This window comes from Sorangium sp. So ce836 (assembly GCF_028553905.1).
Lineage (GTDB): Bacteria > Myxococcota_A > Polyangia > Polyangiales > Polyangiaceae > Sorangium > Sorangium cellulosum_D.
The window spans coordinates 5,621,498-5,647,862 of the sequence record NZ_CP102233.1; the positions used below are offsets into that span (position 1 = coordinate 5,621,498).

17 protein-coding genes and 1 pseudogene are annotated in these 26,365 nt (G+C 70.2%); 7 read left to right on the top strand and 11 right to left on the bottom strand.

The annotated features are described in order from the left end of the window. Positions 1–10: 10 nt before the first annotated feature. Both NQZ70_RS20410 and NQZ70_RS20415 read left to right on the top strand, forming a co-directional pair. Positions 11–1,534 (top strand): sigma 54-interacting transcriptional regulator, encoded by a 1,524-nt coding sequence (locus NQZ70_RS20410; RefSeq protein ID WP_129575703.1) that lies wholly within the window; start codon positions 11–13, stop codon positions 1,532–1,534. Then, positions 1,531–4,884, top strand: coding sequence for a serine/threonine-protein kinase (locus tag NQZ70_RS20415; RefSeq protein WP_129575704.1), 3,354 nt, complete (start codon positions 1,531–1,533; stop codon positions 4,882–4,884). Before NQZ70_RS20410 ends, NQZ70_RS20415 begins: the two co-directional genes overlap by 4 nt. Positions 4,885–4,900: 16 nt before the next feature. On the opposite strand, the gene NQZ70_RS20420 is transcribed toward NQZ70_RS20415, so the two are convergent. Beyond that, positions 4,901–5,803 (bottom strand): hypothetical protein, encoded by a 903-nt coding sequence (locus tag NQZ70_RS20420; protein WP_129575705.1) that lies wholly within the window; start codon positions 5,801–5,803, stop codon positions 4,901–4,903. Positions 5,804–6,312: 509 nt separating this feature from the next. Here NQZ70_RS20420 and NQZ70_RS20425 point away from each other — a divergent pair. From NQZ70_RS20425 to NQZ70_RS20435, 3 genes are all read left to right on the top strand, one after another. Further along, entirely contained in the window at positions 6,313–7,062 is a 750-nt protein-coding gene (locus tag NQZ70_RS20425) for an AAA family ATPase (protein WP_129575706.1), read from the top strand. Positions 7,063–7,196: 134 nt separating this feature from the next. Beyond that, positions 7,197–7,955 carry a hypothetical protein gene (locus NQZ70_RS20430; protein ID WP_129575707.1) on the top strand — a complete coding sequence of 253 codons (759 nt, stop codon included), beginning with the start codon at positions 7,197–7,199 and terminating at the stop codon, positions 7,953–7,955. After that, positions 7,952–8,569 carry a hypothetical protein gene (locus tag NQZ70_RS20435; protein ID WP_129575708.1) on the top strand — a complete coding sequence of 206 codons (618 nt, stop codon included), beginning with the start codon at positions 7,952–7,954 and terminating at the stop codon, positions 8,567–8,569. Before NQZ70_RS20430 ends, NQZ70_RS20435 begins: the two co-directional genes overlap by 4 nt. Positions 8,570–8,593: 24 nt before the next feature. Here the strand turns inward: NQZ70_RS20435 and hxsC are convergent, their stop codons facing one another. The 6 genes and pseudogenes from hxsC to NQZ70_RS20465 form a co-directional block, all read right to left on the bottom strand. After that, complete coding sequence (gene hxsC, locus NQZ70_RS20440) at positions 8,594–9,748, bottom strand: His-Xaa-Ser system radical SAM maturase HxsC (RefSeq protein WP_129575709.1); 1,155 nt, start codon at positions 9,746–9,748, stop codon at positions 8,594–8,596. A 4-nt stretch (positions 9,749–9,752) separates the two neighbouring features. After that, entirely contained in the window at positions 9,753–10,037 is a 285-nt protein-coding gene (locus tag NQZ70_RS20445; RefSeq protein WP_129575710.1) for a hypothetical protein, read from the bottom strand. 39 nt (positions 10,038–10,076) lie between these two features. Then, a protein-coding gene (locus NQZ70_RS20450; protein ID WP_129572590.1) for an IS3 family transposase occupies positions 10,077–11,245 on the bottom strand; the annotation gives its coding sequence in 2 pieces (ribosomal slippage) (positions 10,077–10,993 and positions 10,993–11,245; 1,170 coding nt in all). A gap of 51 nt (positions 11,246–11,296) precedes the next feature. After that, positions 11,297–12,496, bottom strand: a pseudogene (gene hxsB / locus NQZ70_RS20455) (His-Xaa-Ser system radical SAM maturase HxsB); the annotation flags it as partial. Beyond that, positions 12,459–12,809, bottom strand: a complete 351-nt coding sequence (gene hxsD / locus NQZ70_RS20460; protein WP_129575711.1) for a His-Xaa-Ser system protein HxsD — start codon at positions 12,807–12,809, stop codon at positions 12,459–12,461. The gene hxsD and the pseudogene hxsB, both read right to left, overlap by 38 nt. A gap of 4 nt (positions 12,810–12,813) precedes the next feature. Next, positions 12,814–13,287, bottom strand: coding sequence for a PEGA domain-containing protein (locus NQZ70_RS20465; RefSeq protein WP_129575712.1), 474 nt, complete (start codon positions 13,285–13,287; stop codon positions 12,814–12,816). 189 nt (positions 13,288–13,476) lie between these two features. Between NQZ70_RS20465 and NQZ70_RS20470 the strand changes: the two genes are divergently transcribed. Further along, on the top strand, positions 13,477–15,714 hold the full coding sequence (locus NQZ70_RS20470; protein ID WP_129575713.1) for a hypothetical protein: 2,238 nt from the start codon (positions 13,477–13,479) through the stop codon (positions 15,712–15,714). A gap of 256 nt (positions 15,715–15,970) precedes the next feature. Here NQZ70_RS20470 and NQZ70_RS20475 read toward each other — a convergent pair whose 3' ends face one another. After that, the gene (locus tag NQZ70_RS20475) at positions 15,971–16,837 is read right to left on the bottom strand and encodes a phosphotransferase family protein (protein ID WP_165374067.1); all 867 of its coding nucleotides are present in this window, start codon (positions 16,835–16,837) and stop codon (positions 15,971–15,973) included. A gap of 462 nt (positions 16,838–17,299) precedes the next feature. Here NQZ70_RS20475 and NQZ70_RS20480 point away from each other — a divergent pair, with 462 nt between their 5' ends. Then, positions 17,300–18,238 carry a hypothetical protein gene (locus tag NQZ70_RS20480; RefSeq protein ID WP_129575715.1) on the top strand — a complete coding sequence of 313 codons (939 nt, stop codon included), beginning with the start codon at positions 17,300–17,302 and terminating at the stop codon, positions 18,236–18,238. Between the two features lie 105 nt (positions 18,239–18,343). On the opposite strand, the gene NQZ70_RS20485 is transcribed toward NQZ70_RS20480, so the two are convergent. From NQZ70_RS20485 to NQZ70_RS20495, 3 genes are all read right to left on the bottom strand, one after another. Then, complete coding sequence (locus NQZ70_RS20485) at positions 18,344–18,772, bottom strand: hypothetical protein (protein WP_129575716.1); 429 nt, start codon at positions 18,770–18,772, stop codon at positions 18,344–18,346. Between the two features lie 371 nt (positions 18,773–19,143). Continuing rightward, on the bottom strand, positions 19,144–20,004 hold the full coding sequence (locus tag NQZ70_RS20490) for an SDR family NAD(P)-dependent oxidoreductase (RefSeq protein ID WP_165374068.1): 861 nt from the start codon (positions 20,002–20,004) through the stop codon (positions 19,144–19,146). 170 nt (positions 20,005–20,174) lie between these two features. Further along, on the bottom strand, positions 20,175–26,135 hold the full coding sequence (locus tag NQZ70_RS20495; protein WP_165374069.1) for an AAA family ATPase: 5,961 nt from the start codon (positions 26,133–26,135) through the stop codon (positions 20,175–20,177). Positions 26,136–26,365: the final 230 nt, after the last annotated feature.

Consider the following 26,365-nt stretch of genomic DNA (forward strand, 5'->3'; position numbering starts at 1 on the left):
TCGCGGCGGCATGACAGCGGTCCTGGAGGCGCGGCGGCGTGGCCCCGCAGGCGCCGGCGCGGCCCCGCGGGCGCGCTGGTTCCCGGTTGACGCGGCTTCCATCGAGGGCACCATGGCGATCATGGGCGACGATCCCGGGGCGACCTGCACGCTCACGAGCTTCGATCAGGGGCGCTCCCTCCGGCTCCCGGCGCTCTCCGTGACGGTCGCCCTCCCGGACCGGCGCACGCTCACCGCGCCGCTCGATCTGCGCCCCCTCGTGGTGGGGGCGGGTGCCGACTGCGATCTGGTGCTCTCCGACCCCCGCGCCTCGCGCAGGCACTGCGAGATCCGGTTGACCGAGCAGGGCGTGCTCCTGCGCGATCTGGGCAGCAAGAACGGCACGCTGGTCCGCGACGTCCGCGTCCGCGAGGCGTTCCTCCCGCCCGGCGTCCCCGCCACGGTCGGCGGCTCCGAGATCGTCGTCGGCCCCGCGGGCCCCGCGGCGGTCCTGCCGCTCTCGGCCGCGGACGCGTTCGGCGAGGCCGCGGGGCGGAGCCTCCCAATGCGCGCCCTGTTCGCCCGGCTGGAGCGCGCGGCCCCGACCGACGAGACCCTGCTCCTGCTCGGCGAGTCGGGCACCGGCAAGGAGGTGCTGGCGCGGGCGATCCACGCGCGGAGCCGCCGCAAGGACGGCCCCTTCGTGGTCGTGGACTGCGGCGCCATCGCCCCGAACCTGGTGGAGAGCGAGCTCTTCGGCCACGCCCGGGGCGCGTTCACGGGCGCCGCGGCGGCGCGGCCGGGCCTGCTCGAGCAGGCGAGCGGGGGCACGCTCTTCATCGACGAGATCGGCGAGCTCCCGCTCGACCTCCAGCCGAAGCTCCTCCGCGCCATCGAGGGGCGGCAGATCCGGCGCCTCGGGTCGAACGAGTGGGTCCCGTTCGACGCGCGGATCGTGGCGGCCACCCACCGGAACCTGCGCGCCAGGGCCCAGGACGGCTCGTTCCGGGCCGATCTCTACTTCCGGCTCTCGGTGGTGGAGGTCCACGTCCCCGCGCTCCGGGAGCGCAAGGACGACATCCCGCTCCTCGTCGAGCGCTTCCTCGTCGCGCGGGACCCGCCGCGCGCGCTCGCGGACCTGCCGCCGGGCGCGCTCGCGCTGCTCGAAGCCTACGACTGGCCGGGGAACGTGCGCGAGCTCCGGAACACCGTGGCGCGGCTCGTCCTCTTCCCCGAGCTGCTCCACGAGATCGTCGGCGCCGGGCCGCCGGCGCCGCGGGGGGCCGCGAGCCCGGAGCCCGCGCGGCCCGATCCTCCCGGCGGGGCGCCCGCCGGCGAGGCGCCTCCGGGGCCCGGGGACGCCCGCCTCCGCAGGCTCCTCGAGCTGCCGCTGCCCGAGGCGCGGGAGGTCGTGCTGGAGGAGCTGGAGCGCGCGTACGTCACCGAGAAGCTCCGCCAGCACGGGGGCAACATCTCGCACGCGGCCGACGCGATGGGCGTCTCCCGCCAGCTCGTCCACCGGCTGATCCAGCGCCACGGCCTCCGCGCCCGATGATCCGGCCCACGGACGCCGACGATCCCCGCATCGCGGCCCCGCCGTGGCCACGGCGCGGGCGCGACGACGCGACCGTCACCGGCCCGGCCCCGCCCGCCGCGCCGGGCGTCCTACCCGACGCGGCGGGCGCACCGCAGGCCGCGCCCGCGGCGCCCGAGGCCACCCCCGACCTCGGCCTCGGCGAGGAGAGCCGCCGCCCGAGCGCCGCGGAGGCGCCCTCGCCGATCCCGCCCTCGCTCCACGCCCGCTTCGAGGACTTCCACCTCCTCGGCCGGGGCGGCATGGGCGTCGTCTACCGGGCCCGGGATCTCCGGCTCGGCCGGCGCGCGGCCATCAAGCTCCTCGCCGCGGGCGCGCAGGTCGACGGGAGCTTCCTGCGCGAGGCCCGCTCCCAGGCGCGGCTCCGCCACGAGAACGTCTGCGAGGTCCACGAGGCCGGCGTCGCCGATCACGTGCCGTTCCTCGTGATGCGCTACATCGACGGCCCGTCCCTCCAGGAGGCGCGCGGCGGCCTGACCCTCGAGGAGAAGGTGCGCGCCGTCCGGGCGGTCGCCGCGGCGCTCCACGAGGCGCACCGGCTCGGCCTCGTGCACCGCGACGTGAAGCCGAGCAACGTCATGCTCGAGCGCGGCGAGGACGGGGCCTACCGCCCGTACCTCATGGACTTCGGCATCGCGCGCGAGGCCGGAGAGAGCGGGCCCACGCTCACCGGCGCCCTCCTCGGAACGCCGGCTTACATGGCGCCCGAGCAGGCGGCGGGGAGGGTGCGCGCCCTCGACCGGCGGACCGACGTCTACGGCCTGGGCGCGACCCTCTACGCGCTGCTCGCCGGCCGGCCGCCGTTCGTGGGGGGCGCGGTGATGGACGTGCTCCGCCAGGTGCTGGAGGACGACGCGCCGCCGCTCCGGACCCTGGACCGGGACATCCCTCGGGATCTCGAGGCGGTGGTGATGCGCTGCCTCGAGAAGGAGCCCGGCGCCCGCTACGAGTCGGCGCGGGCGCTCGGGGAGGACCTGCAGCGCTTCCTGGACGGCGATCCCGTGCTCGCGCGCCGCGCCTCCCTCGGCCGCCGCCTCGCCCGGCAGGCGCGGCGGCACCGCGCGGCGGTCGCGGGCGCGGCCGCGCTGGTGGTCGCGGCGCTGGTCGTCGCGGGCGTCTTTGTCCGGGGCCGGCGCGCCGCCGCGGAGCAGGCCACGCTCGCGCGCGAGCTCGGCGAGACCGTGAAGGAGATGGAGCTCTTCCTCCGCGGCGCGCACGGGATGCCGCTCCACGACGTCGAGCGCGAGCGCGACGTGGTCCGCGCCCGGCTCCGGGCCGTGGAGGCCCGCATGGCGCAGGCGGGCGAGGCCGGCCGCGGCCCCGGCGAGTACGCGCTCGGCCGCGGCCTGCTGGCGCTCCAGGAGCCGGCCGCCGCCCTCGAGCACCTCCGCGCGGCCGAGCGGGCCGGGTACCGGTCGCCGGGGCTCGACTACGCCGCCGGGGCGGCGCTCTCCGAGCTCTACCGCCGCGGCCTGGAGGAGACCCGCCGCATCCGCGACCCGGCGCAGCGCGAGGCGCGGATCGCGGCGCTCGAGGCCGAGCTCAAGGCGCCGGCGGCCGCGCACCTCCGCGCGGCGCTCGGCGGCGCCGTCGAGGCCGTCGAGGCGCCCGCGTACGCCGAGGGGCTGCTCGCGCTCGCCGAGGGCCGGCACGAGGAGGCGCTGGAGAAGGCCCGGGGCGCGTTCGCGGGGGCGCCGTGGCTCTACGAGGCGAAGAAGCTGGAGGGCGACGTGCTCTTCGCGATGGGGAGCCGCTACCGCCACGACGCCGCCTTCGACTTCGAGAAGATGAAGGGCCCCTTCGATCGCGCCGCCGAGGCGTACGGGATCGCCGCCGAGCACGGGCGATCCGACCCCTCGGTCCACGCCGGCGCGTGCGAGCTCTGGACCCAGACCATGAACGCCGCCGGCAGGCACGGCGCCTCGATGCGCCCGAGCTTCGAGCGGGCGCGGGAGGCCTGCGGGCGGGCGATCGCGGCGAGCCCGCGGAGCCCCGAGGCGTACGTGAAGCTGGCCTGGGTCCACGGCTGCTTCGCCTGGTGGGTCGCGAGCGGGATGCAGCCCGGCGAGGACGCGGACGCGGCCCTCGGCGAGGCCACCGCGCGCGCCGAGGAGGCGCTCGCCAGGAGCCCGGACGACGCCATGGCGCGGTACGTGGCCGCCCTGGTCTTCCGGGCGCGGGCCTACCACGCGGACCACCTCGGCCGCGACCAGGGCGAGGCGCTCCAGCGCGCCGTCCAGGGCTACGAGGCCGCGCTCCAGCGCGATCCGGCGTTCGTCTGGGCCCTCAACGAGCTCTGCGTCGTCCTCGCCGAGCGCGGCCGCTACGAGTCCCTGCGCGGCCTCGACCCGAAAACCTCGTTCGAGCGCGCCCAGGCCCGCTGCGACCAGGTCCTTTCGATCGACCCCGGCTTCGGCAGCGCGCGCACCTCCCGGCTGACCACCGGCTTCTACGAGGTCGAGCACCTGGTCCGCACCGGACGCTCCCCCGAGGAGGCGGTCCAGCGGATGTCCGGGACAATTGACGCGATGCGTCAAAACGATCCATCCTGGACCGGGGCTCCTTACTGGCGGCTCTGGCTGGAGCACGCGCTGGCGCTGCATGCGCTGGAGGCCGGGATCGATTCCGGCCCGGCGCTCGAGCGGGTCCAGGCGAGCGCGCGGGCGGTGGCGCCGGGCGTGGCCGCGTATCCGGAGTCGCTGCGGGCGATGCTGGGGATGCTGGAGGCGCGCGTCCGGCTCGCGCGGGGTGAGGACCCGGGGGACGCGCTCCGGATCGCGCGCGAGGCGCTCGATCGCCGGATCGCCGAGGCGCCCTGGGACGTGTCGGACCGGGTGCAGCGCGCCGAGGCGGAGCTCGTCGCGTTCCGGTGGAGCGCGCGGCGGGGCGTTCCGGACGCGGCGCGGCTCGACGCGGCGCTCGTCCCGCTCCGCCCGGTGCTGCTCGGGGAGCCGTCCGCCGATCCGCGGCCGTACGCGTTGCTGGCCGAGCTTCACGAGGCCCGCGCCGCCCTCCGGGCGGGGCGCGGGCAGGACGCCGCGGCCGAGATCGACGAGGGGCTCCGGCACGCGGGCGCGGCGCTCCGGCTGAACCCGCGGTCCGATCGCGCGCTCGCGGCCCAGGGCGGGCTCTTTCGCCTGCGCGCCGCGGCGGCGCCCGACGCGGCCGCCCGGCGGGAGGCCGCGCTGCGCGAGGCCGAGGCCCTGGAGGCGGCGATCCAGGCGAACCCGCTGCGCGTCCGGACCGAGGGCGCGCGCCTCGCCGAGGCGCGGCGGCTCGCGGGCGAGACGCCTGGCCCCGGCGCGCCCTGAGCGGCGCCCCCGGCGCTCAGGGGGTCAGTCGACGCGGCCGCTCGCACCAGGGCGGCTTGGGGTCCGTCAGCCACGTCATCGTGCACGGCTTCCCGTTGCAGGTGTAGCGGCCGTACTTCGGGTCGCCGTCGACCACGCATTCGGTGGGGTAGTCCTTGAGGAATCCCTTGTAGTCGAGGCCGCAGGAGCCCTGCTCGTAGCAGTACCGCTGCGCCAGCGCCGCCGCGGGGTCGAGCCCGCACCCCCTCGCGAAGGCCTCCGTGACGTAGACGTCCACGCCCACGTCGTAGGTGACCGTGACGGCGCCCGTGGAGGAGCTCGTGACCGGGACGACGTTCGCGCACCAGACCGCCTCGCCGTAGATGAAGCCGTGGTGTTCCTCCGGGTCGTCGTTCACCTCGGGGCCGGTGAGCAGGACGCTGACCCCATCGGTCTTGTCGTTGACGAACGCGATCACGCACTCGAGCACGTTGGTGATCACGTTCATGGGGAGCCCGCCGTGCGCCCAGCTCGACGCGCCGGCCACCACCCCTCGCCCTTTGTACTCGTGGCCGCCGTGGGTGCTGGAGAAGCCTTCCTCGACGGCGCAGCGGAAGGCGTGATCGAAGACCTCCTGGCCCCCCGGGTCGTCGAGGAACCCCATGGCGAGGATCTCCGGATTGAGCTCCGGTTGGCTCTCGGGGTCCAGCGGGTCGTACCCCGGGAACAGCGGGCGCAGGAGCGCCTCCACGAGTGGCCCCTTCCACGCGTGCCAGGCGCTCTTGGGGGTGCCGTTGGGGTCCTGCGTTCCGGGCTTGTCCCACGTCGCCTCGAGCCCCGGCCCCGCGATCTCGCCCTCGAGCTGCGGCGCCTGCCCGCAAGCCGCCGTGAAGAGCCCGACGCCCATCACCATCCCGAGCGCACCACCAGAGCGCATCATCGCGATCTCCTCGTCCAAAGAGTTTCGAGCCTTCGTTCCGGCGAGCTGGCCGTCAAGGGTGCAAGGGTCCATGCTCGCCGCGCTGCGCGCCGGAGACAAGCAGCACGCGTCATGCCACGCCTGCCAGCGGCGCACGATCCGCGGCTCCTCGGCGCTCGTCGCGTGGAGGTGGTACGGCGGCGTGACAGGTGACCGCCGCGCGGACAGCCGCTGTCACGCGGCGGTGACATGGGGCCATCGGCGCTGCGGGCGCGAGCGGCGGGGCAGGGGAGCGAGCGACCGGCAAAGGGCGCGCCGCCGGGCCGGGAGGGGTGGGATTCACCTGGCCGCGCCGTCGGCTATGCTCGGCGCATGCGCACGTACCCCTCTGCATGCGGCCGGCTCGTCGCCTGCTCGTCCTCGCGCGCCGCCCTCGGCCGCTCGTCCGGGGAGGAGGCGGGCGCAGCGCCGGGCGTCGCGGCGGCCCGGCGGGCGCGCGGGCGGGCGGGCGGCGCGGTCTCGGCGCCGTCATGAAGCGCGCCCAACTCCCGGGCGGCTTCATCCGCTCCGTCAAGCTCCTGCGCGAGCGGGTCGAGGACTCCTCGAGGTATCCGTTCAGCATCCCGGCCGTGCGCGCCCTCGACGAGCTCGCGCTCGACCCCAAGGTGACCTTCCTCGTCGGCGAGAACGGCTCCGGCAAGTCGACCCTCATCGAGGCGCTCGCGTTGCTGGCCGGTTTCAACGCCGAGGGCGGCTCGAAGGGCTTCAACTTCGCGACCCGGCGCTCCGAGTCCGAGCTCCACGCCGCGATGCGGCTCGTCCGCGGGGCGCGGCGGGAGAGGAACGGCTTCTTCCTGCGCGCCGAGAGCTTCTTCAACGTCGCCACGCAGGTGGACGAGCTGGGTGCGACCGAGTTCTACGGCGGCACGTCGCTGCACGAGCAGTCGCACGGCGAGTCGTTCCTGGCCCTCGTGAAGCACCGGTTCAAGCCCGAGAGCCTCTTTCTCCTGGACGAGCCGGAGGCGGCGCTGTCGCCGGCCAGGCAGCTGACGCTGCTGGCGCACATGCACGAGCTCGTCGAGCGGGGGCGATGTCAGTTCATCATCGCCACGCACTCGCCGATCGTGCTCGCCTATCCCGGGGCGACGATCTACCGGCTGTCCGAGGACGGCATCGCGGAGGTCGCGTACGAGGAGACGGAGCACTTCGCGCTGACGCGCGATTTCCTGCTGCACCGGGAGAGGTTCTTCCGGGAGCTCTTCAGGGGCGGTGATGACTAGGGTGTGAGCACGGCGAGCGGGGCGTCGCCGAGATGGCGGGCGTGCCCCTCCGGCCTCGTTCCAGCGGCGGCTTCGCCGCTAGCGCGCTTCCCTGGATGACAGCCGGGTCACGAGTCCGGTAGCCTTGCTCGTGCATGTTGAAGGCGCTCCTGCATGGGAAGCTCGTCCGCGTGGCGGTCCGCGTGGACGACGAAGCCGGCGAAGACGCGCAAGAGGACGGCGATGCGCAGGGGGTCGCGTCGGATGGGCTCACGGAGCTCGAGGACCCCCTCACGTCGGCGGTCTTCGAGCGGTTCGAGTACCTGCCAGCCGAGCTCGCGTGGAACCTCCTGCGCGGCGCGAGCAGGCCGCTGGGCGACGGCGCGACGATGCCTGCGGCCGTTCCCGGAGGGGTGCCCTCGTGGTCTTTCTGGCCTGCGCTTCGGCCCGGCGACGGCGGGAGGAACAAGCTGCGGGTCGAGCCGGATGTGCTCGTCTCATGGGGCGACACGCTGCTCGTGATCGAGGCCAAGCATCGGGGTCTCCAGGACCCGTCGCAGTGGGTGGAGCAGATTCGCGCGGCGCGCGCGGCGCCCGCGCATGCAGCGAAGCAGCTGTGGCTCATCGCGGTGGGAGGGATCGTGACGCAGGAGGGCGATGGCTGCCTCGCTCACGTCCGCCGCGAGCTCGCGGGCGACCGTTGCGGGCTGCTCACGATTCGCTGGGAAGACCTGCGTGAGGCGCTCTATGCGGTCGAGGCCGTGACGCCCTCGGTGGTCCTGCGGGACATGGCTGCCGCGCTCGAGGCCTGGGGGTACCGAAGGAAGGTCCGGTTCTCGTCATTGCCGGCGGTGGCAGGGCGGCTCCGGGCCGAAGAGGCGATGGCCGTGCTTCGTGCCGGGAGGGTCGGATGAACGAGGTGAATCTCAATCTGGCTGGAGCGCTCGCTGAGGTGCGTCGCGCGTACAGGCTCCTGCACGCCTACCATCGGCGGCTGTGCGATCTGCTGCAGGTGACAGACCAATTTCTGGCAGAGCGGGGTTTTGAGTTCGAGCGTTGGGAGCCCGTGAACGTCGCGAGGCTCCCCCGGTCGGCGAAGCCGTTCTTCAGACCTGAATATTGGGCCTGGGATCTGACTCCGGCCTACCAGGTCGAGTGCAGCTGGCACGGGTCGCGCGAGGGCATCCACTGCAAGGTTTACATCCATGCCATCGCGGATACCGGATACGTTGACTCCGGCGACCGCGAGCCGGATCCGACCCGCTTCAGGGCCGCCGAGGAGACGGCCTCCGAGCTCCGGGTCGGGCTGCATCGCACGCGAGCGAGAAAACCCGATTGGAGCGGGGCATGGAAGCTGCTGTCACCCATCACGAACCTGAGGGATGGGACCCATCATCAGGTGAAGGTCGGCGAGGACGACTACACGTACCGTTACTTCAACCTGAACCTCGCGGAGCTCGGGGACGAGGGGGCCATCAACGATAGGCTGCTCCTCCCGCTCGACAACTGGCGGAGAGGTGACGGATAAGGCGCTGCCGCGTAAGCCCGACGGTCATGTGTACGCAACGATCCCCCTGCTGCGCCGCAGCGTTGCAGACGCAAAGAACCCCCCACAATCCTCCTTCCGACGGCAGCCTTCGCACGCCTCGATATAGATGTTTTTCCAGTCTGAGATGCTCTTTCGTGCGAATCGGTGCAGTCTCGGATCCAGCGTGCATAGCTGATGGTTATAGATCGATGTCGCCATCCCCGCGCGTTCCAGCGTCATGACTGCCTCGCCGAGGGCGCCGTTGTAGTCGACCGGATCAATCCACAACGCCTCGATGTTGGCCTTCGCGAACCCCACGGGCTCGAGGCCCATGAGCGCGACGTGATCCACGAACGTCAGGTTCCTGGCAACGAACCGTGCGAACTCCGGCATCCGCGTTACGGTCTCGCGATGGATCACGAACCGTAGCTCCACGCGGACACGCCGCCGCTTCAGGTTCAAGATCCCTCGCACCGTCTCGTCGAAAGCTCCACTCGCCTGGACGACGTAATCGTGCTCCTCGGGCAGATCCGAGTAGAGCGGGATGCCGAACATCAGGTCCGGATGCTTTACGTCACCTATGCGTCGTGCAAAGCTGCTGTCGGCGAACCTCCGACCGTTCGAGAGCACATGCACGCTCGTGCGGGGCAAGCACCGGCGGAGGAGCACGAGAAGCTGGACAAGGCGCTCGCCGAGAAGCGCAGGTTCGCCTCCCGTGATCCCGATTTCAGCTGCCTCCGAGGAGATCAGCGGGATCGCCTGCTCGAGATCGTTCACAAGCCAGCTGTCGTCGTGGCATTTCGGCGGCTGAGAGCACATCACGCAAAAGTTATCGCATCGCTCGGTGACGAGGAACGTGTTCGAGCGGGAGGCCGCCCTGTAAAGCGCCGAGACCGAGCCCCGCGCCGGGTCAATCCGCACGACATCCCCGGTCCGCAGATAATGGTGCTCCGAGCCGAGGAGATAGACGTTCTCGCGATCCGAAACCTGCATCGCCCGGCGCAGAAGGTATCCTCGAAACCCCTGCGGTAGCGCGGCTGCTTCCCCGGGGAGCAGAAGCAAGTTGCTTGCTCGCTCCGACTCGGGAAGCGTAGGATCCTCCCAGATCCGCGCGACGAACGGCCTGGGCGACGTCGCCGACAACGCCCGCAGACCTCTCGCCGATAGTTTCACGAGCATGAGCTCATACCCATCGCAGAAGGATGTCTCGCGCATCGGCGTCGGTCTCGAGGAGCCCGATGAGGTGCGTCAGTACGCCCATCTGCTTCGCACAGAATGCGCTGAATGCCTTGTGGCCGACGGTGTCGCCCTGCGTTGCCCGATGGAACACGGGGTCCGCGCCGCAGTAGGGCAGGAAAGGACAGTCGGCACACATGGGAATGCCCTCGAGCATGGTCTCGCTCAGCGGCGACAGAAGCGAGTCGGACGTGATAAGGGCCTCATAGCTGTCCTGATCGAGGTGACCCAAGCGGAAGGTGGTCCTCCCCCGGTTCCGCGGACAGTCTCACTATGCCGCGCGCGCGGTCACGTAGGTCTTCAATTCGAACTCGATCGGGCTCATGTAGGCGAGCCGTGAGTGCCGTCGTTTCAGGTTGTAGAAGTTCTCGATGTAGTCTCCGATCGATGCGATGGCGGCCGCTCGCGTCGGGTAGCGCTCGTGCTCGACCAGCTCCGCCTTCAGCGTCGCGAAGAAGCTCTCGGCCACGGCGTTGTCCCAGCAGTCGCCGGCGCGGCTCATGCTCGGGATGAGCCCGTGGGTCCCGAGCACGAGCCGGTAGTCGTCGCTGGCGTAGGGGCTGCCACGATCCGAGTGGTGCACCAGCCCAGGCGCCGGCCGCCGCGTTCCCAAGGCGAACGCGAGCGCGGTGAGCGCCAGGGCGCGATCGTTGAACGCGCTCGCGGCCCAGCCGACCACGCGGCGCGAGAACAGGTCCAGGATCACGGCCAAGTACAGCCAGCCCTCGCCGGTGGGAATGTACGTCACGTCCGTCACCCAGACCTGGTTGGGCGCTCGAGCATCGAATTGCCGCTCGATCACATTCGGGGCGATCGGGCCGTTGTGCCGCGAGTTGGTGGTGCGGCGGAAGCGCCGCTTCCTCCGAGCCGCGAGTCGTTGAGCTCGCATCAGCCGCTCGACCCGTTTCTTGCCGACACGCATGCCGCGAGCACGAAGTTCCGCGTGGATGCGCGGACTGCCGTAGCGGCCACGGCTCTTGTGGTGCACGGCCCTGATCTGTGCGCTCAGTTGAGCGTCGGACTTGGCCCGCGCGGACTCCGAGCGCTTGGCCCACCCGTAGTAGCCGCTGCGCGAGACGAGCAGCACCGCGCACAGTACCAGCACCGGGTAGTGCGCCTTCTCCGCGTCGATGAACTCGAACCTCACTCGTTTTCCTTCGCGAAGAAGGCCGCCGCTTTTTTTAAGATCTCGCGCTCCATCTCCAGCCGCTTCACGTCGCGGCGCAGCCGCTGCAGTTCCTCACGCTCCGGCGTCGTCAGCGCCCCCGGCGGGCCGTGGCCCGCGTCGGTGTCCGCGCGCTTGATCCAGTCGCGCAGCGCCGTCTCGGTCAGGTCGAGGTCCTTCGCCACCTGGCCGATGCTCCGGTCGCTCGCCTTCGCCAGCCGTACCGCCTCCGCCTTGAACTCGGGCGTGAACGCCCTCCTCTTTCTCCGTCCCATCCCTGCCTCCTGGTGCCGTCGGGGGTGTCGACGGAAGCGGGGGAGGACCAAGGTCTGATCCCCCATCTCGGCCAGCATGCGACCCTCATCTGAGGCATACACCGCCCCGTCGTAGTTGTATACGAGTGCGCCGATCCCGATGCCCGCCGGTGACTGCAGGTCGACGTATGGCGAGCCGAGCGGAGCGAACATCTTCTGAAGCAGGATGGTCGTGTAGTCCTCCCGTAAGAGGTACCCTCCCGCATTGATTCGCAGGATGTGCGACAGCCCGCGCTTGTAGAAATCGAGCCAGTCGTCGACGCCGTAACGCTTGACCAGGCTCCGAGTCGCGAATCCGTACGGGCTGAGGTTCCGGAGGAAGATACCGTGGAAGCCGAGGCGCACATACTCATCTATGATCTCATGGACGCGGTGCAAGCTCCTCGGCGTTGTCGTCATGAGCGCCGAAACCCGGTGCGGTCCGAGAACTTCACGCGTCCGGTGAATCCCCTCGACCGTCTTCTGGTGGCTGCCACCCCCGCGTGTTGGACGCTGTGCATCGTGCAAATCGGCCGGCCCGTCCAGCGACGTCGACAGGTACACGTCGTGCTCCTTGCAGAACAACAACACGTCTTCAGACAGGCGAGATAGATTGGAGGTGATGACAAACTGGAGATCACGCCGATGGTGCTGGTTGAGCTCCTGTGCGCGCTCCACGATTCGACGGACGAGGGGGAAGTTGAGGAGCGGCTCGCCCCCTTGGAGCTCGATCTTGATGCGCTCGTTCGGACTGCGAAAGACGAGGTCGAGCGCCTTGTCAGCGTGCGCCACCGTCATGTCATACTGGGCGCTGTCCTCCGACTGCCTAGAAACCTGGCAATACTGACATGAGTGATCGCACCGCAGCGTGACGACGAAGATGTGGAGCCCGGTAAATTCGGCGATACGTTCCGCGCGGCTCCTGTACTTCAGCGCCAGCAGATCAAAGGCAACGGAGGCGTCGTCCTCGTAGAGAAAGTGCCGCGATTTCAAAGATTTATAGGCGTTCGTGTCCGGTGCTAGCCTCCGCTCGACGAACGCGACGAGCTCGTCGCGCTCAAGGCGAACGTACTCCCCGACGTCGTTCGTTACGATGTAGATGCTTTCGTCAAGGCGACCGAGCCGGAGGGGCAGGAGATGGTATCCTGTGCGTGGTGCGTAGGCGCTCCTCGGTTGGAATACTGGGGGCGCCATGTCATTCCCGAGGAGGAACGCGCGCGCGAGAGAAGGCATGCGCGAGGATGAGCGTGCGGAGCGACGCCGTCTCTTCCCCGACTTTCTCCCGGAGCTCCTGGTCAAGCAGCTCTTGATAGAAGAGCCTCGCTGCTTCGAGCGCTGCCCGCTCGCCGGTCGCAGGCGGGAAGGCCAGCGTAAGGCCGAGCGAGTGATCGTGGATCTCGCCAAACACGGCGGTACACTTCGCGGCCATGCGGTAGGCGGCCTTCTGCACCGCCGCGAGGCGGTAGGCACGGAGATCTACGGTAACCGCGATCCGTCCATCTCGGAGGACGAACAGAGAACCGGCATCGGCACCCATGGTCCTCATGCGGCTACCACTGGATCACGACCATCCCGGTTTGCCCCTCGGATACGGAGATGCTGGTGCTCGTATCGCCAACAAACTGATTTTCCACGCGGACCTCGTGTGTGCCCGGCGTCAGGATGAGCGTCGCCGTGGAGTCTGTGCCCACGAGCTTTCCGTCCACGAAGATCCTCCCACCGGGGTAGGCCACGAGCGACACGGCGGCAGGTTTCGGCGGCGGGGGCGGCGGCTCAGGCGCAGGCTCGTCGTACGAGCTCCTCCAGCCCGACCCGTGGCCGCCGGAGTAGTGGCTGCTGTGCGACCGGTGGGACTGATGGGAGCGATGGGATCGGTGGGCGAGGTACATCGGCTGCTCGATGCCGGGCGCCGTCAGCAGCAGCGGGTCCTCGCCGTCGACGTCGTCGTCGGGCCTTCGAGGCGCCTGCGCGAGCGCGGTCGGGACGAGCGCGTTCGAGGAAATCGCTCCCTGGATGATCGCCATGACGGCCGTTCCGAGGGCGACGAGGGGGGACCGCGGAGGCACACCGTAGTATCCGCGGGGCTGGGCCTCGGCGTCAAGGCCACGTAGCTCGCGGCACGGTGTGTACCGATGCTGCCGGCGACGCGGCGGTTTTTACAGGCGGCTCGTGGGCCCTACACTGATCGCCTGGATAAAGGTACGCTTCCGCGGATGGCTTCAACGCCGTACCGGGACGAGGAGAAGGGCAACGCAGCCGCGAGCGTCGACGTGCGGACCGCGTTACGAGCGTGGGCTCGCACCGAGTTTGGTGCTCCCCGGCGGCTCGACGAGTTGATCTCCTCCGTGAGCGAGCGCGACGAGGTGATCACGCGCGTCGCAACGACGGTGATCCGCCGCGACCTCGTCCCGCAGCGCATCGCCACCCACGATCGCAGGGGCCGCAGCGCCAGCCCTGAGGATCCTGCATCGCTCGATCCCTTCAGCGGTACGATGGAGGATCTGCGTAGGCGTACGGAACATGTCGATCGCTGCGCGTCGTGCAACGGCAGCGGCATCGGCCCGTGCCCAGCGTGCAGAGGTAGCGGCAGGCAAGGCTGCGGGAACTGCTCCGGAAGCGGGAAGGTCCTGAAGCATTACAAGAAGTCAAGCAAGTACATCAACTGCTCGGTGTGCCGCGGCGGCGGTGCCGTCGGCTGCGGCGGATGCTTGTCCAAGGGGACGATCACGTGCGCCGGATGCTCCGGGAGCGGTCAGCAGCTCGTCTGGTGGACATATCAGGAGAGTGTGCGGGTTGTCGTACAGATCTCCACTGACAGCCCTATTGTGCACGCACACCCGCAGGTGCTGGAGGAGCGGTTTCTAGGGCCATCGGATCTCGAGGCCTTCTTGCTGCTCGCCTCCGTGGAGGGCGAGGGGAGCCTCGCCGGAGGAAGACTCTCGCCAGAGGACGACGCCTTGGTGCGAAGGCAGACGCCTGCGCTCGATGCTCGGATCGAGCGGATCCGAGCGCAGCAGCTCCTCCGCTTCGGCGTCCTCCGGCGCGACGTGCGCTACGAGATGTGTGGCGCCGAGGGGAGCGTCGTGCTGTCCGGCGCGAGCCTCGCCGCGTCGTCGACGCCGGCCGCCGTAGGGCCGATTCGTCGCCGTCTGATGCTCTGGGGGGTCGCGTCGTTCGTGCTGCTCATCGGCGGCACTTGGTACATGTCGGCCCTGTTGGGCCCGACCAGCTACTTTCGCGCCACCAACCGGGTCATTGCATTTTCGTCGTTGACGGGCATGGCCGCGGCGATCGTAGCGGTCGGAGGTCTGCTTCGCGCACTTCGCCCCAGCTTCCGCTTTTGGCCGCTTGGAACCTTCGCGAAGCTCGCGACGGGGATCAGCGCTGCGGCGTTTCTGCTCTGCCCTGTGGTCGGTTACTTCGGCAGGCCGAGCACGGACGAGCTGCAGCAAGCCGTTGCCGCGGGAGATCTTGGCCGTGCGCGCCTCGTCGCGGAGGCTCTGGAAGCCACGGAGCCCTCCGAGGAGGAGGCGGGTGCCATCGACGAGCTCCATCTCGCAGAGGCCGAGCGGCTCTCCGGAGATGCGCGTCTCGAGAAGCTGGACGCGATCGCTGCGCGAAACGGCAGCCATGCTGGCCGCGCCAAGACGAGCGCGCAGCGGGCACGCGTCGAGGCAATCGAGGCGGCGCTGAAGGCGAACCGCGCTGCGGATGCCGTCGGCCTGCTCAAGCGCTGGTCGTCGAAGCTCTCCGATACCCCGGAGCTGGGCGAGCTCGAGGCGCGCGCGTTCGAGTCGCAGGGGGTCGCCTGTTCCGACGACATCTGCCGGTTCGGCGCTGCGAGAGCGGCCAAGGCGGCCCGTAGCTCTCCCGAGCGCGAGGCCACCGTGGATAGGGCGCGGCGAAAGGTGATCGAAGGGATCGACGCACGCGCCGTCCCAGCGGGCGATCTCCTGTCCCGGGTTCGCTGGCTTCGATCCTTGTCGAAGCTCGCTGTGATGGCGGAGAGCAGCGCTGGGGGCGACGCCGAGATCCAGGAGAAGGCCAACGCAGCATCGGTCTGGGCGCGCGCCGAGCTCGGCAAGGTGACCCTGATCGGCGCACCGGTGGCCGTCGTGGACGAGCTCCTTGAGCGGGATGCGGGCTCTGCGAGCACGGGGTGGCCCGAGCTGAAGGGCGTGTCCGTGTACGTCGCGAAGGTTGGGGCCGTCTGCTCCGGCCTTTTCGTGGTCGGGGCGTCGCCCGGCTTGCGGTTTCTCAACGGCAACGAAGAGGGGCTTCGGCGGCTGCTCGCGCAGGCCACGGGCCGACCCGGAGCGACGTTGCGCGCGCGTGCGGCGTCTTCGAAGACGCACTCGATCTCAACATGGGCTGAGGGCAGCACACCAGTGATGGCGCGGTGGAACGACACTAGGCTGATGGAGTTGCGCATCGGAAGGGCGAGTCCGTGAGCAACAGTACACTTCAGGGCGCTCAACTCGCGGAGGCTCGAGCAATTTGCCTCGCGTTCGCGGGCGAACGTCTGCGCCAGACCCCTTGTTCGGTCGAACCAACGCGCTTTTTTGTCCGGACGAGGTTCCCCGCGCCACGCAGCAGCCCCGAAGGCGGGCGACGGCCTAGCGAACGGGCCCATCGGTCTCTCGCGGCACGTTCCTCGGAGTGATCAGAGTGCCCGATGGAGAGCACGATTCATCGTTCACATCACAGCTACCCACGCCCTCCGCTCACGGCGCGGGCCCGGCGGAGGACGTTCTCGACGCGCCGCAAGAGCTGATCCGGCGGCTCTCCGCCGCCATCGCCCTTTCCCTCGATCGCATCCCGATACCAGCGCCCGACCAAGCACAGCTCGTACAGGTGCACGGCCGCCGCCTCGATGCGCGGCCGGCCCTGCGCGGCGTACGCATCCAGGAGCCGCCTCAGGCCATGGTCGATCTGGAATGGCCTCGCGCTTTCGCGCGTGACGATCGCCAGGTCGTACGCGGGATCGCCGCGCGTCGCGTACTCCCAGTCGATGACGCCGTACGGCTGCTCCCAGTGAAGGAGGACGTTCTGCCCCAGGAGATCCCCGTGGATGAGCGCCGATGGCTCCTCCTCCGGCAGATGCTCGAGAGCCCACCGCTCCACCTCGCGGAGCTCGGGCACGCCGTGGAGGGCAGCGAGCTCCGACATGGCGTGAGCGCGCCGCGTGGCGTGCCCCTCGATGCCGGGGATGTCGTCGGCGTCGATGGCGTGAACCGTCGCGGCGACCTGCGCGACGACGTCCCAGGGAGCCACGCTGCCCTTGCGACCGGCGCGCAGGTCGAGGGGGATCCCCTCGAGATAGGGTCGCACGACGACGTCGACCCCACCCGCCGGGACGATCGCCGTCAAGGCCGGCACGCGGATCGCGCGCGTGCGGGCGGCAACCCGTTCGAGGAGCGCGCCCTCACGTTGCCAGCTCGCGCGCGTCCGCGGGGCGCTGCCCCTCGCGGGGATGAACGCCGCATACGTCCCCGAGCGGCCCTCTGGATCCGGCACCAGCTCGACGTGGGCCGCATAGACCTCGCAGGAGAGGCCATGACCCACCTTGCACACGCGACCGATCCGAGGCCTCCCGGAGCTGGAGAAGGCGACCTCGATGGCCCGCCTCGCGTGCGCCCATCCCGGCCCAGCATCGCGGGCAGCCATCTCACGCCCCCCTCGCACGGCCGCGCGCGGTCGTGCCAAAATTGGCATGCAGTGCGTAATGCATGGATCGCTTGAAGCCTCCCGTGCTGATGCTCTTCTCGCTGTCGCGACTATACTTAGGATCGCTGATGATTAGGATCCCTGATGATTAGGAACACTTACGATTCGTTGCGCGCGAAGAGGGTCGCCATGAGCCTGCCCGGGCGGCAGCAAATTCCGTGCAAGAGATGTGCCGCCGTGCGAGCGGCCACGGTCATGCCGAGGCGAACGGCGCCTGCGCAGCGGCGCTGACGCGAGCGGCGCAGATTGACAATTATCGCAAATTACCGCCTATTCGCGTCTCGGCTTGCAACGTCAGGAGAGACACGCATGGCGCATTTTCCGTACATTGGCTCGGGCCCGTATTGCTACGCCAACGCCTTCGCGATGATGCTGGGCGACCGCGCGCCTTCGACCGCCGTGATAGAGCTCGCCACGTGCAGCCCCTTCGGGATGCAGCTGATCGGCGGTGAGCTGCCGTTCTTCGACCCGTACGGCTGGACCCCCGAGGCCGGCTTCGACGGCGCGCTGGCAGCGCTGGGCTGGACGTCCACGGTCGTCAAAGGCAAGGATGCTGCCGATGCCCTTGCCCATCTCAAGGCAGCCCTCATGGACGGTCCGGTCTGGATCGGGCCGGTCGAGATGGGGCATCTGAAATACCAGCCGGGCAAGACCGGGCCGTTCGGCGCTGATCACTACCTGGTCGTCCTCGAGGTGGACGACAAGCGCGTGCTCCTCCACGATCCCGAAGGGTACCCTTATGCATCGCTGCCGCTGGACGACTTCATGGCGGCGTGGCGGGCGGAGACGATCGACTATGGCGATCCGTATACGATGCGCGCCGCTTTCGCCCGCCGCGCCGAAACTCCCGAGCTGGACGTCATCAGGGCCTCGATACCCGGAGCGATCCGGTGGCTGTCGATGGACGGCGATCACGAGATGCCGCCCGGCAGCCTCGGCAACGGCGAGGCCGCCGAGCGGCTGGCGGCGCTCATCGAGGCTGGCTGTGGCGACGAGCTGCGCGGCCACCTGAACCGCTTTGCGATCCGGGTCGGAGCGCGCCGCCTCACGGACGCCGCGACCTGCCTGGCGCGCATCGGATACGCCGAGGCCGCACGGGTCGCAGCAGAGCAGGCGCGGCTCATCGGTTCGATGCAGCATCCGTTGACCGCGGGCGACGACGCGGCCGCCGCCGCCGCGCTCCGGGCGCTCGCGCCCACCTACGCCCAACTTCGGTCGGCGCTCGAGCGGGGATCGCATGATCGATGATGGCGCCGAGCCGACGCACCTCTCGCCAGGACGAACAGCGTCTCCTCGAGCCGGGGTGCTCCGCACACCTCGGGCCATCGAGGGCGGACCGTGGGCGACAGGGAGCTACATCATGCCGACCGGCGTGCGCTCCCGAATCGCGTCTTGCAACGCGCGCTCGAACAGGGCGCGGGACGGGTGCACCGTGAGCTTCCGGATGGCCGTGTTCGCGACCTGAACCCCGAAGACGACGACCTTCGACCCGAGCAGGAAATGCCCTCCCTCGATCGCGTCGAGCACGGACATCGTCGCCTCGGTCAGCCGCGTGCGCGAGGCGTGATCGTAGTCGGTCATCGCCTCCCAGTCGTTGAAGACCAGGATGCGGCCGTCCGCGGCGACCCGGCGCAACATCACCTCCTCGATGGCCTGAGCGCCCTCTTCAACGAGCACCCCGGTGACGCACGTGACCAGCAGCGCCGGCGCAGGACACCAGATGTTTACCGTGCCCTTGTTGCACCAGTGGCTCTGAAGTGGCTGTGTGGGGAGCGCGAGCATATCCGGTGCGCGTAGACTGGGACGTGCGCGCCCATTCGTCGAGGGGCGAATCGCAGGTTTCTGCATCGCTCCCGAGCGGCGGAGCAACAGGCCGAGCGTTCCGAGTCCGTGAGGCTGTAACCGCCCCCGGTCGTCAGCGGAGACGAAACATCGTTTTTACATGAGCGCCAAAAGAGCATTCAGTCCGCTCTTCTTTTTACAATCGCGGTCGCGATCGGAGGCGATCATGGGTCGGTCGATCGGGTGGGACAGAGAGGGGGACGGCCCCGGGCCGCTGCGCCGCCGCCCGGGCAGCGCGACGTCGTGGGGTATGGGTGAGCCTGAATCTGCGTCCGCCTGCGCGGGCTCCTGCTCCGGAGGAGCCCTACGCGTCAAGGCTTCGCCGCGCCCGCCATGTAGGCCGCGAACGCTTCCGCGAAGTCGGGGTGCCAGCGCGACAGCGCAGGCCGGTTCCGGATGAGGTCGTCGGCCGCCCACTGGATGCGGCGCTCATCCATCTCGCGCGTGACCGCGTTGTCCGGGCAGAGGACGTAAAAATCGCCCCGGCCCATGCTGGCGATCATCATGTCCACCACCTGCTCGGCGGTCCACGCCTCGGCGGGCTTCTCCGGGCCGCGCGCGGTCATGCCGGTGAACGTGTACCCCGGGATGAGCAGGTGGGCCGTGATCTTGCAGCCAGCGACGTTGCGCAGCTCGTGAGCGAGCTGCTCGGTCACCACCTTCACGCCGGCCTTGGAGACGTTGTAGGCGGCGTCGCCCGGCGGGGTGGTGATGCCCTGCTTCGAGCCCGTGTTGACGATGGCGCAGGGGGTGCCCTGCGCGAGCATCGCCTCGGTGAACGCGTGCACGCCGTGGATGACGCCCCAGAGGTTGACCTCGATGAGGCGGCGCCAGCGCTCGACGTCTTTCCACGGCTTGGCGCCGTTGCCGATTCCGGCGTTGTTCATCAGGACCGCCACCTCGCCGAACGCGTCGTAGGCGAGCTGCTTCAGGCGCTGCACGTCCTCGAGCCTGGCGACGTCGGTCGGGGCCGCTCGCACGTCGGCCGCTCCGCCGGCCGCGACGGCGGCGACGCGCGCAAACGCCTCGCGCAGCGCCGGCCCGTCCAGGTCGGCGAGACAGACCTTCAGGCCCATGCGCGCGAAGCGCTCGGCGGCGGCGAGGCCAATGCCGCTGGCGGCGCCGGTCACCACGGCCACGCGGCCAGGTGTCAATGCGGGATGGTTGCTCACTGGGGATCTCCGTCAGGCGTTGGGGTCGCGCCAGCCGCGGCGCGACGAGCGCGGCGGAGTGTAAAGGGCGGCGGCGCGTCGAGCCAGAACCTCTCGCCGAGGCACCGCGATGCCACCGGTGGGGCCCGCCGCCGCGAGCCCGGGCGCGACCCGTCGCTCCAACGTGAGCGCTACCCGCCGGAGCGGGAGGCGACCGCGCTCTTCGGCAGGCGGAGGACCAGCATGAACGGCCGATGGCCATCGCGCTCCTCCCCGGTGAAGCGCACCAGCGCGTCACCGCCGCGAGCCCGGAGGCGCTCGCGCACGATGTCGAGCCCGACGCCTCGACCGGCGACTCGATCGATCGTCTCTGCGGTCGAGACGCCGGACCGGAAGATCTGGTCGGCCAGGGCCTCATCCGGCAGAGGATGACTGGCCTCGCGCCGACGCAGCTTCTCGAGCGGGAGCCCGCGGCCATCGTCGAAGATCTGCAGCTCGAGCGCGCCCGGTCCGCTCCGCGCGCGAACATGGATGCGGCCCTGCGCCGGTTTGCCGGCGAGCTCTCGCGCGTCGGGCAGCTCGATGCCGTGATAGAGGGAGTTGCGAAAGCACTGAACCAGGATGTCCTTCACGAGCCCCGTCCAGTCGCTGGCCAGCTGCGCTTCGGCTTGCTCCGTCAGCACCGCGGGCGGGGGCCTGCCGAGCTCGGCGGCCAAGCTCGGCAACATCTCGCGCGTCTCGTCGACGACGCGCGCCACCGACGTCGCGTCGAGACGCGCGAGGACCTGACGCAGCTTGCGCGCCAGCTCCTGGGCCGCGCCGGTGGAATCCGCCGTCGCGACCAGGGCCCGGATGTCGTGAAGGACACCCTCGCTCCGCTCCTCCGGCCTCTTGAGCGCGGCCGTCAGCTTGTGCTGGCAAACCGACTCGTATTCGTCGACCGCCCGCTCGACGGCGTCCAGGCGCTCCAGCAGCTCGTGCCTCTCGATCGGCTGCCCTGGCTCTCGGCGCAGCGCCTGGTAGGCGCTCTCCGCAGCGTGCAGGCGGTCCACCAGGTGCGTGAAGCCGTGCAGGCGAGCGTTGCCCTTCAGCGTGTGGAGGTCGCGAAGGGCGGCGTCACGGAGCCGCTCGGACAGCGCGGCGTCCGGCCCGAGCGCCGCGCGATTGGCGGCCAGCAGCTCGCGACAGTCGGCGCAGAACGCTCGTGTGGCATCGACCCCGCGATCGAGCGCCTGCACGATGATGTCGACCTCGCGCTCCTTGTTGCGCGCCGTTTGCTTCAGGCTGCGCAGCAACGTCACGTCGCGAACCGTGACCAGCATGCGCTCCACGTGATCTGCCTCCGACGCGATGAAGCTCCAGGAGATCTCGAGGAACTGGGGCTTGCCGCCGGGGCCCGTGCGCTCCACGTCACGGATCAGGTGGTCGGCGTTCAGCGCAGCCAGCCACTGTTCTTGATCGAAGGCGCAGCACAGCGCCGCCTCTGCCGCGCTCCGCGCGTCTGGCCGCACGTTGGACCCGTCGAGCAACAGCGCGAGGCAGTCTCGACCGACCAGCTCGGTGTCGCCGAGGATCTCCGCCAATCGTCGAGAGTATCCCGGCTCGACGCGCCGGCTTCGGTCGATGGTGAAGACCCCGTCGTCCAGGTTGTCGAGCATCGAGGCGATCTGGCGGTTCTTGAGCGCGAGCTCCTCGGTGCGCTGGGCCACGCGTCGCTCCAGCTCCTCGTAGAGCTGCGCGTTGTAGATCGAGATCGCCGCCTGGCTGGCGATCACCTGCAACGCAGCCAGGCGCTCGCGCGTGAAGACATACGGGCTGACGTTGTTCTCCACGTACAGCGCGCCCAGGACGTCTCCCTTGCGCATGATGGGAGCGCACAGCACCGAGCGCACCCCCCGCTTCCGGATCTGCGGGTCCGCCAGGAAGGCGCCGGCCTTCGACGCGTCGTCCAGCGTGACGGCCTCTCCCGTGTGCAGCACGTAGCTGACGACGCTCGGGCACAGGAACTCGGCCTCCGAGTACGCCACGCGCCGCGGGAGGCTCGTGATCGGGCGCTCCACGTGGGCGCGCGCCTCCACGTAGTACGTGCGATCGGCGTCGTCTCGCAGGACGAGGCAGCCGTGCTCTGCCCCGGCGTTCTCGATCAACGTGGCCATCAGCGCGGCGAACAGCCGCTCGGGCTCGACCTCGACGAAGATGCTCTGCGTCGCCTTGAGCAGGGACGCGCCGTCGAACCCCAGGCCGGCCGCCGCCGCGCCGCGCGGCGTCGCGATCTCTCCTCTGACGGCATCCGCGAGCAAAGCGGGGTGTTCGCGCGCGAGCAATTCGAGCTTCGCCGTTGCGCCCCAGTCATTGTAGAGCCTGTAAGCCGTCTCCAGGCATGTCCTCGCGTGGAGGGGCTCGTCCAGCGACAGCCACATCTCGGCCTGGTGCTCGTGGACCAGCGCCCGCAGGTGGATGAACCCGTCTCCGGCCGTCCTTATCGCGTCGCGGTGGCGGGCGAGCACGACCTGCAGCGGCTGCCCCGTCAGGCGCGCGTGCTCGGCGGCCAGGAAGTGGTATTTGTGGGCGAAGTTCTCCGAGCACAGGCGGGACCAGCCCTCGAGCTGCTTCAGGTTCTCCTCGACGACGGCGAGCAGGGCCTCCCGCGTCTCCGGGCCTCCTTCGCGGCACGCCCGCACCGCCAGCAGCCCTTCGAAGAGCTTGTAATCGGGGAGCGAGAACTGCCCCGCCGCGATGATCAAGAACTCCCGGGTGAATTCCATCCATTGCCGCGCCGAAGCGAAGTCGCCCAGGATGAAGCTGGTCATCATCTGGGCTTGCCCGTAGGCGTAGCAGTACTGGGTGCTCTTCTCGGCGGCCATCACGGCGGTCGCCTCGCGGTCGGCCGCGGCGACGGCCTCCCTCTCCGACTCGCGCGCCGAAAGCCGAGCGACGGCTCGCTCGACGACCAGCGCATTGACCAGCTGGCCCGCCGCCGAGATGTGCGTCAAATACCGCCGCAGCTCCGCCACCTGCTCGCGGCAGGCCCGCAGCCGCGCCCCGACCAGGAACGAGCGCTGGGCGCGATCGTTCTTGGCGTAGGCGACGTGCTGCAGGTCGCCGAGCATGAGGCCGCTCTTCTCCCCTCGGTCGTAAACCGCGAACAGATCTCGGTACGTCTCCTTCCAGTGCGCGAGAAAGGCTGCGAACACGAAGCACACGCCCGATTCGACCGGGGTCGGCGAGAACCGCTTCAAGAGCTCGAAGGCGGCCAGGCCCATGCGATAGGCGGCGTCGTAGTCGCCCAGCACCGCGAGGAGGATGATGCCGCAGTCGGCGAAGTTCTTGCACGAGACCGCATCGACGCCGCGGCTCAGCGTCAGGTCGAACATGATGAGCTCCGCCAGGAAGAACAGCGGCGGATACGTCTGAAACGCCGGAGGGATCACCTGCGCCAGCAGCTCGAGGACCAAGCGCGACTCGGCGTCCTCCGCCTTCGGGAGCGCCGGCAGGCCCTCGATCGTCACGCGCGAGAGGTGCGCTTGCAGCTTGCCGATACCCTCCCCGATGCCCTGGTTGATCTCGTCGGGCGCCTCCGGCAAGCGCACGCCGAACTCGGCCAGCGCCGCGCGCACCTGGACCACGGCGTCCTGCATGCGCCCGCCGTGCTCGAGGATCCGGGTCTTCAAGACATGAACACGGCCGCGCGCCAGCCGGTCGGGGGCGAGCCTGAGCGCCTCGTCGCAGAGCGCGTCGACGTGCGGATCCGCCAGGACGAAGGCCGTCTCGGCGCGCGCGAAGGTCGCTCGGAAGGCGAGATCCGGTGGACGTTCGCCCTCGCAGCTGGCCAAGAGCTCGACGGCGATCTCGGCGTGGGTCCCCGCGATGCTCCACGCGCCGCTCTGGAGCGCCTGGTTGCTCGCGGTCAAGTTGAGCTCCACGAGGTCGAGGCGCTCTCGCCGGTCACGGATCGCGCCGCGAGCGACGTTCAAGTGACGGAGCACCTCGAAGATTCGACTCGGCGCGCCGTCGCCCCGCAGGCGCTCGCGCAGGATCCGCCCGATGGACGCGTGGAGCGCCGCGCGCTCCGCGGCGCTGGCGCGCGAGAGCGCCGCCTGCCGCACGCGCGAGTGCTCGAAGGCGTACGAAGCGGGCTCGTGACCCCGGACAGGCTCCGGCCGCTCCGCTCGAGCTTCGGCCGAGATCTCGGACACGAGGCGATGGGCCAGCGCCTCCCGAACGAGCTCGAGGCAGGCCTCGACCGGCCTGTCCACGGCCTCGGACAGGGTTTGCAGATCGAAGCGCATGCCGAAGCACGCCGCGGCGGACAAGAGCCTCGCCGCGTCGGGACCGAGGTTCTCGAGGCGCTCCGCCATCAACGCGCCGACGTTGTCGCAGGCGGGGTGCGCCTCCGCGCGCCGCGCGTCGGCGGACCACCGGCCGCGCTCGACCTCCAGGCGCAGGGCGCCCTGTCGGTGCAAGGAGACGAGCAGCTGGCCGATGAAGAACGGGTTGCCGTCGGTCTTGCGCTTAACGATCTCCGCGAGCCCACGGACCTCGGCGACGGGCGCGCGCATCGAGCGAGCCACGATCTCCGCCACCGCGTCGGAGGACAGCGGCCCGAGCGGCAACGTCAGCACGGCCTCGTTCGCCCGGCGCAACGCGTTCTGCAGGCTCAGGAGCGTGGGTACGTCGCCGACGTCACCGCTGCGGAACGCGGCCAGCACCATCACGTGGCTCGAATCGGGGTTCGTCAGGATGGCAGACAGCATCTCGGCGGAGGCGCCGTCGAGCCACTGAGCGTCGTCGAGCACGAAGACGAGGGGGCGCTCCGGCGTGGCGAAGATACGGATGAAGGAGAGGAAGACGTGCTTGAGCCGGCGCTGCGCCTCGAGGGGATTCAACGCCACGACGGGCGTGGAGGCGCCGGTGACGCAGGAGAGCGCCGGCACGAGCTCGGTCATGAGACCTGCGTTGTGCCCCAGGGCCGCGGTCACGCGCTGCCGCAGCTCGGTCAGCTCGGCTTCGGAGAGCGCCAGCAGGTCCCCTGCCAGGCCTCGTAGCACGTGCGCCAGACCGGACAGCGGCACCGCCTCGACCCGCTCTTCGAACGACGTCGACAGGAGGCGCGCCGGCGCGCCGCCGTGCCGCCTCAGGAGCTCCGCGAGCACGGCGGACTTTCCGGCCCCCGCGGCCCCTGGCATGAGCACGAGCAGCCGCTTTCCGGAGCGCGCGCCGTCGAGGGCGCCTCCCAGCTCCGACAGCTCGGCGTCGCGCCCCTGCACGTCTCGACTGACCACGAATTCACTGGAGACGTCGCTCGACCCCAGGACCAGGGCAGGGAGGGCCTGCGTCCGTCGGAAGCTCTCGCACAGCGTGGTGAGGTCGCTCAGCAGCCCGTGGTCGCTCTGGTAGCGCTCGTCAGGATCCTTCGCGAGCAGCTTGGCCACGAGCTGCGCGATGACGGGCGGCACGTGGGGCGACAGCTCCGTGACGAGCGGCGCGCGCTTGGACGCGTGCGCGTGAGCCCAGCCGATGGCGTCGCTCGCCGCGAACGGCAGCTGGCCCGTCAGCATCTGGAAGAGCGTGACGCCCAGAGAATAATAGTCTGCTCGGTGATCGGGGCGACGGTTGAGACGCCCCGTTCGCTCTGGCGCGACGTGGGCGAGCGAGATCGCGGATTCGAGGGCGGCGCCGCCCGCCGCGCCCTCGGAGACCGCCAGGAGATCGGCGAGCTCGACACGCCGGGTCGCGAGATTGACCAGGAAGCTGCCGTGGCTCACGTCCTCGTGAAGCAACCCCTGCTCGTGCAATCCATGCAGCGAGCGAGCCATGCCGAGCGCGAGCTCCAGGCACGTTCCGACGTCCAGACCGCCCGCGGGGATCGCGAGCGGCGCGCCCCCGAAGTCCTCCACGATCAGCGAGAGCTCGCCGTCGACCTCGCACACCTCGCCGTCGATCGCCAGCGTGCCGATTCGACGCCATTTCTGCAGCTCGAGCTCCAGGACCCGGCGCGGCTGCGCGACCGCGCGTCGGAGCGAATGCAGCAGCACGCTCGCGCCGGAGGTCGCGTGGCGCGCGCGCCGCCAGATGCTCCGCGGCAGCACGGCCACGGTCTCCGTGACCTGATAAGCGTCCTCACCGAGGTGCGCTCGACTGTGTCGGTTCATTGAATCGGGTTCCCGTTCGCTTTCATCGGCCGGCGCTGGCGCTGTCGTGGGGTCGAGAGCGGCGCTCCTCCCGGAGGCGCGAGGGATGCACAGCGCTCCGCGACCCCCCGGCGAGGAGCCGCTCGCGCCTTGCATCCCTACGCCGCCCCCGCTCTCCTCCTGGCACGCACGTGCCGACCCCGGCGCCTCCCGCAGGAACAGAAAATCGAAACCCCTCGGAAACGTCAAGC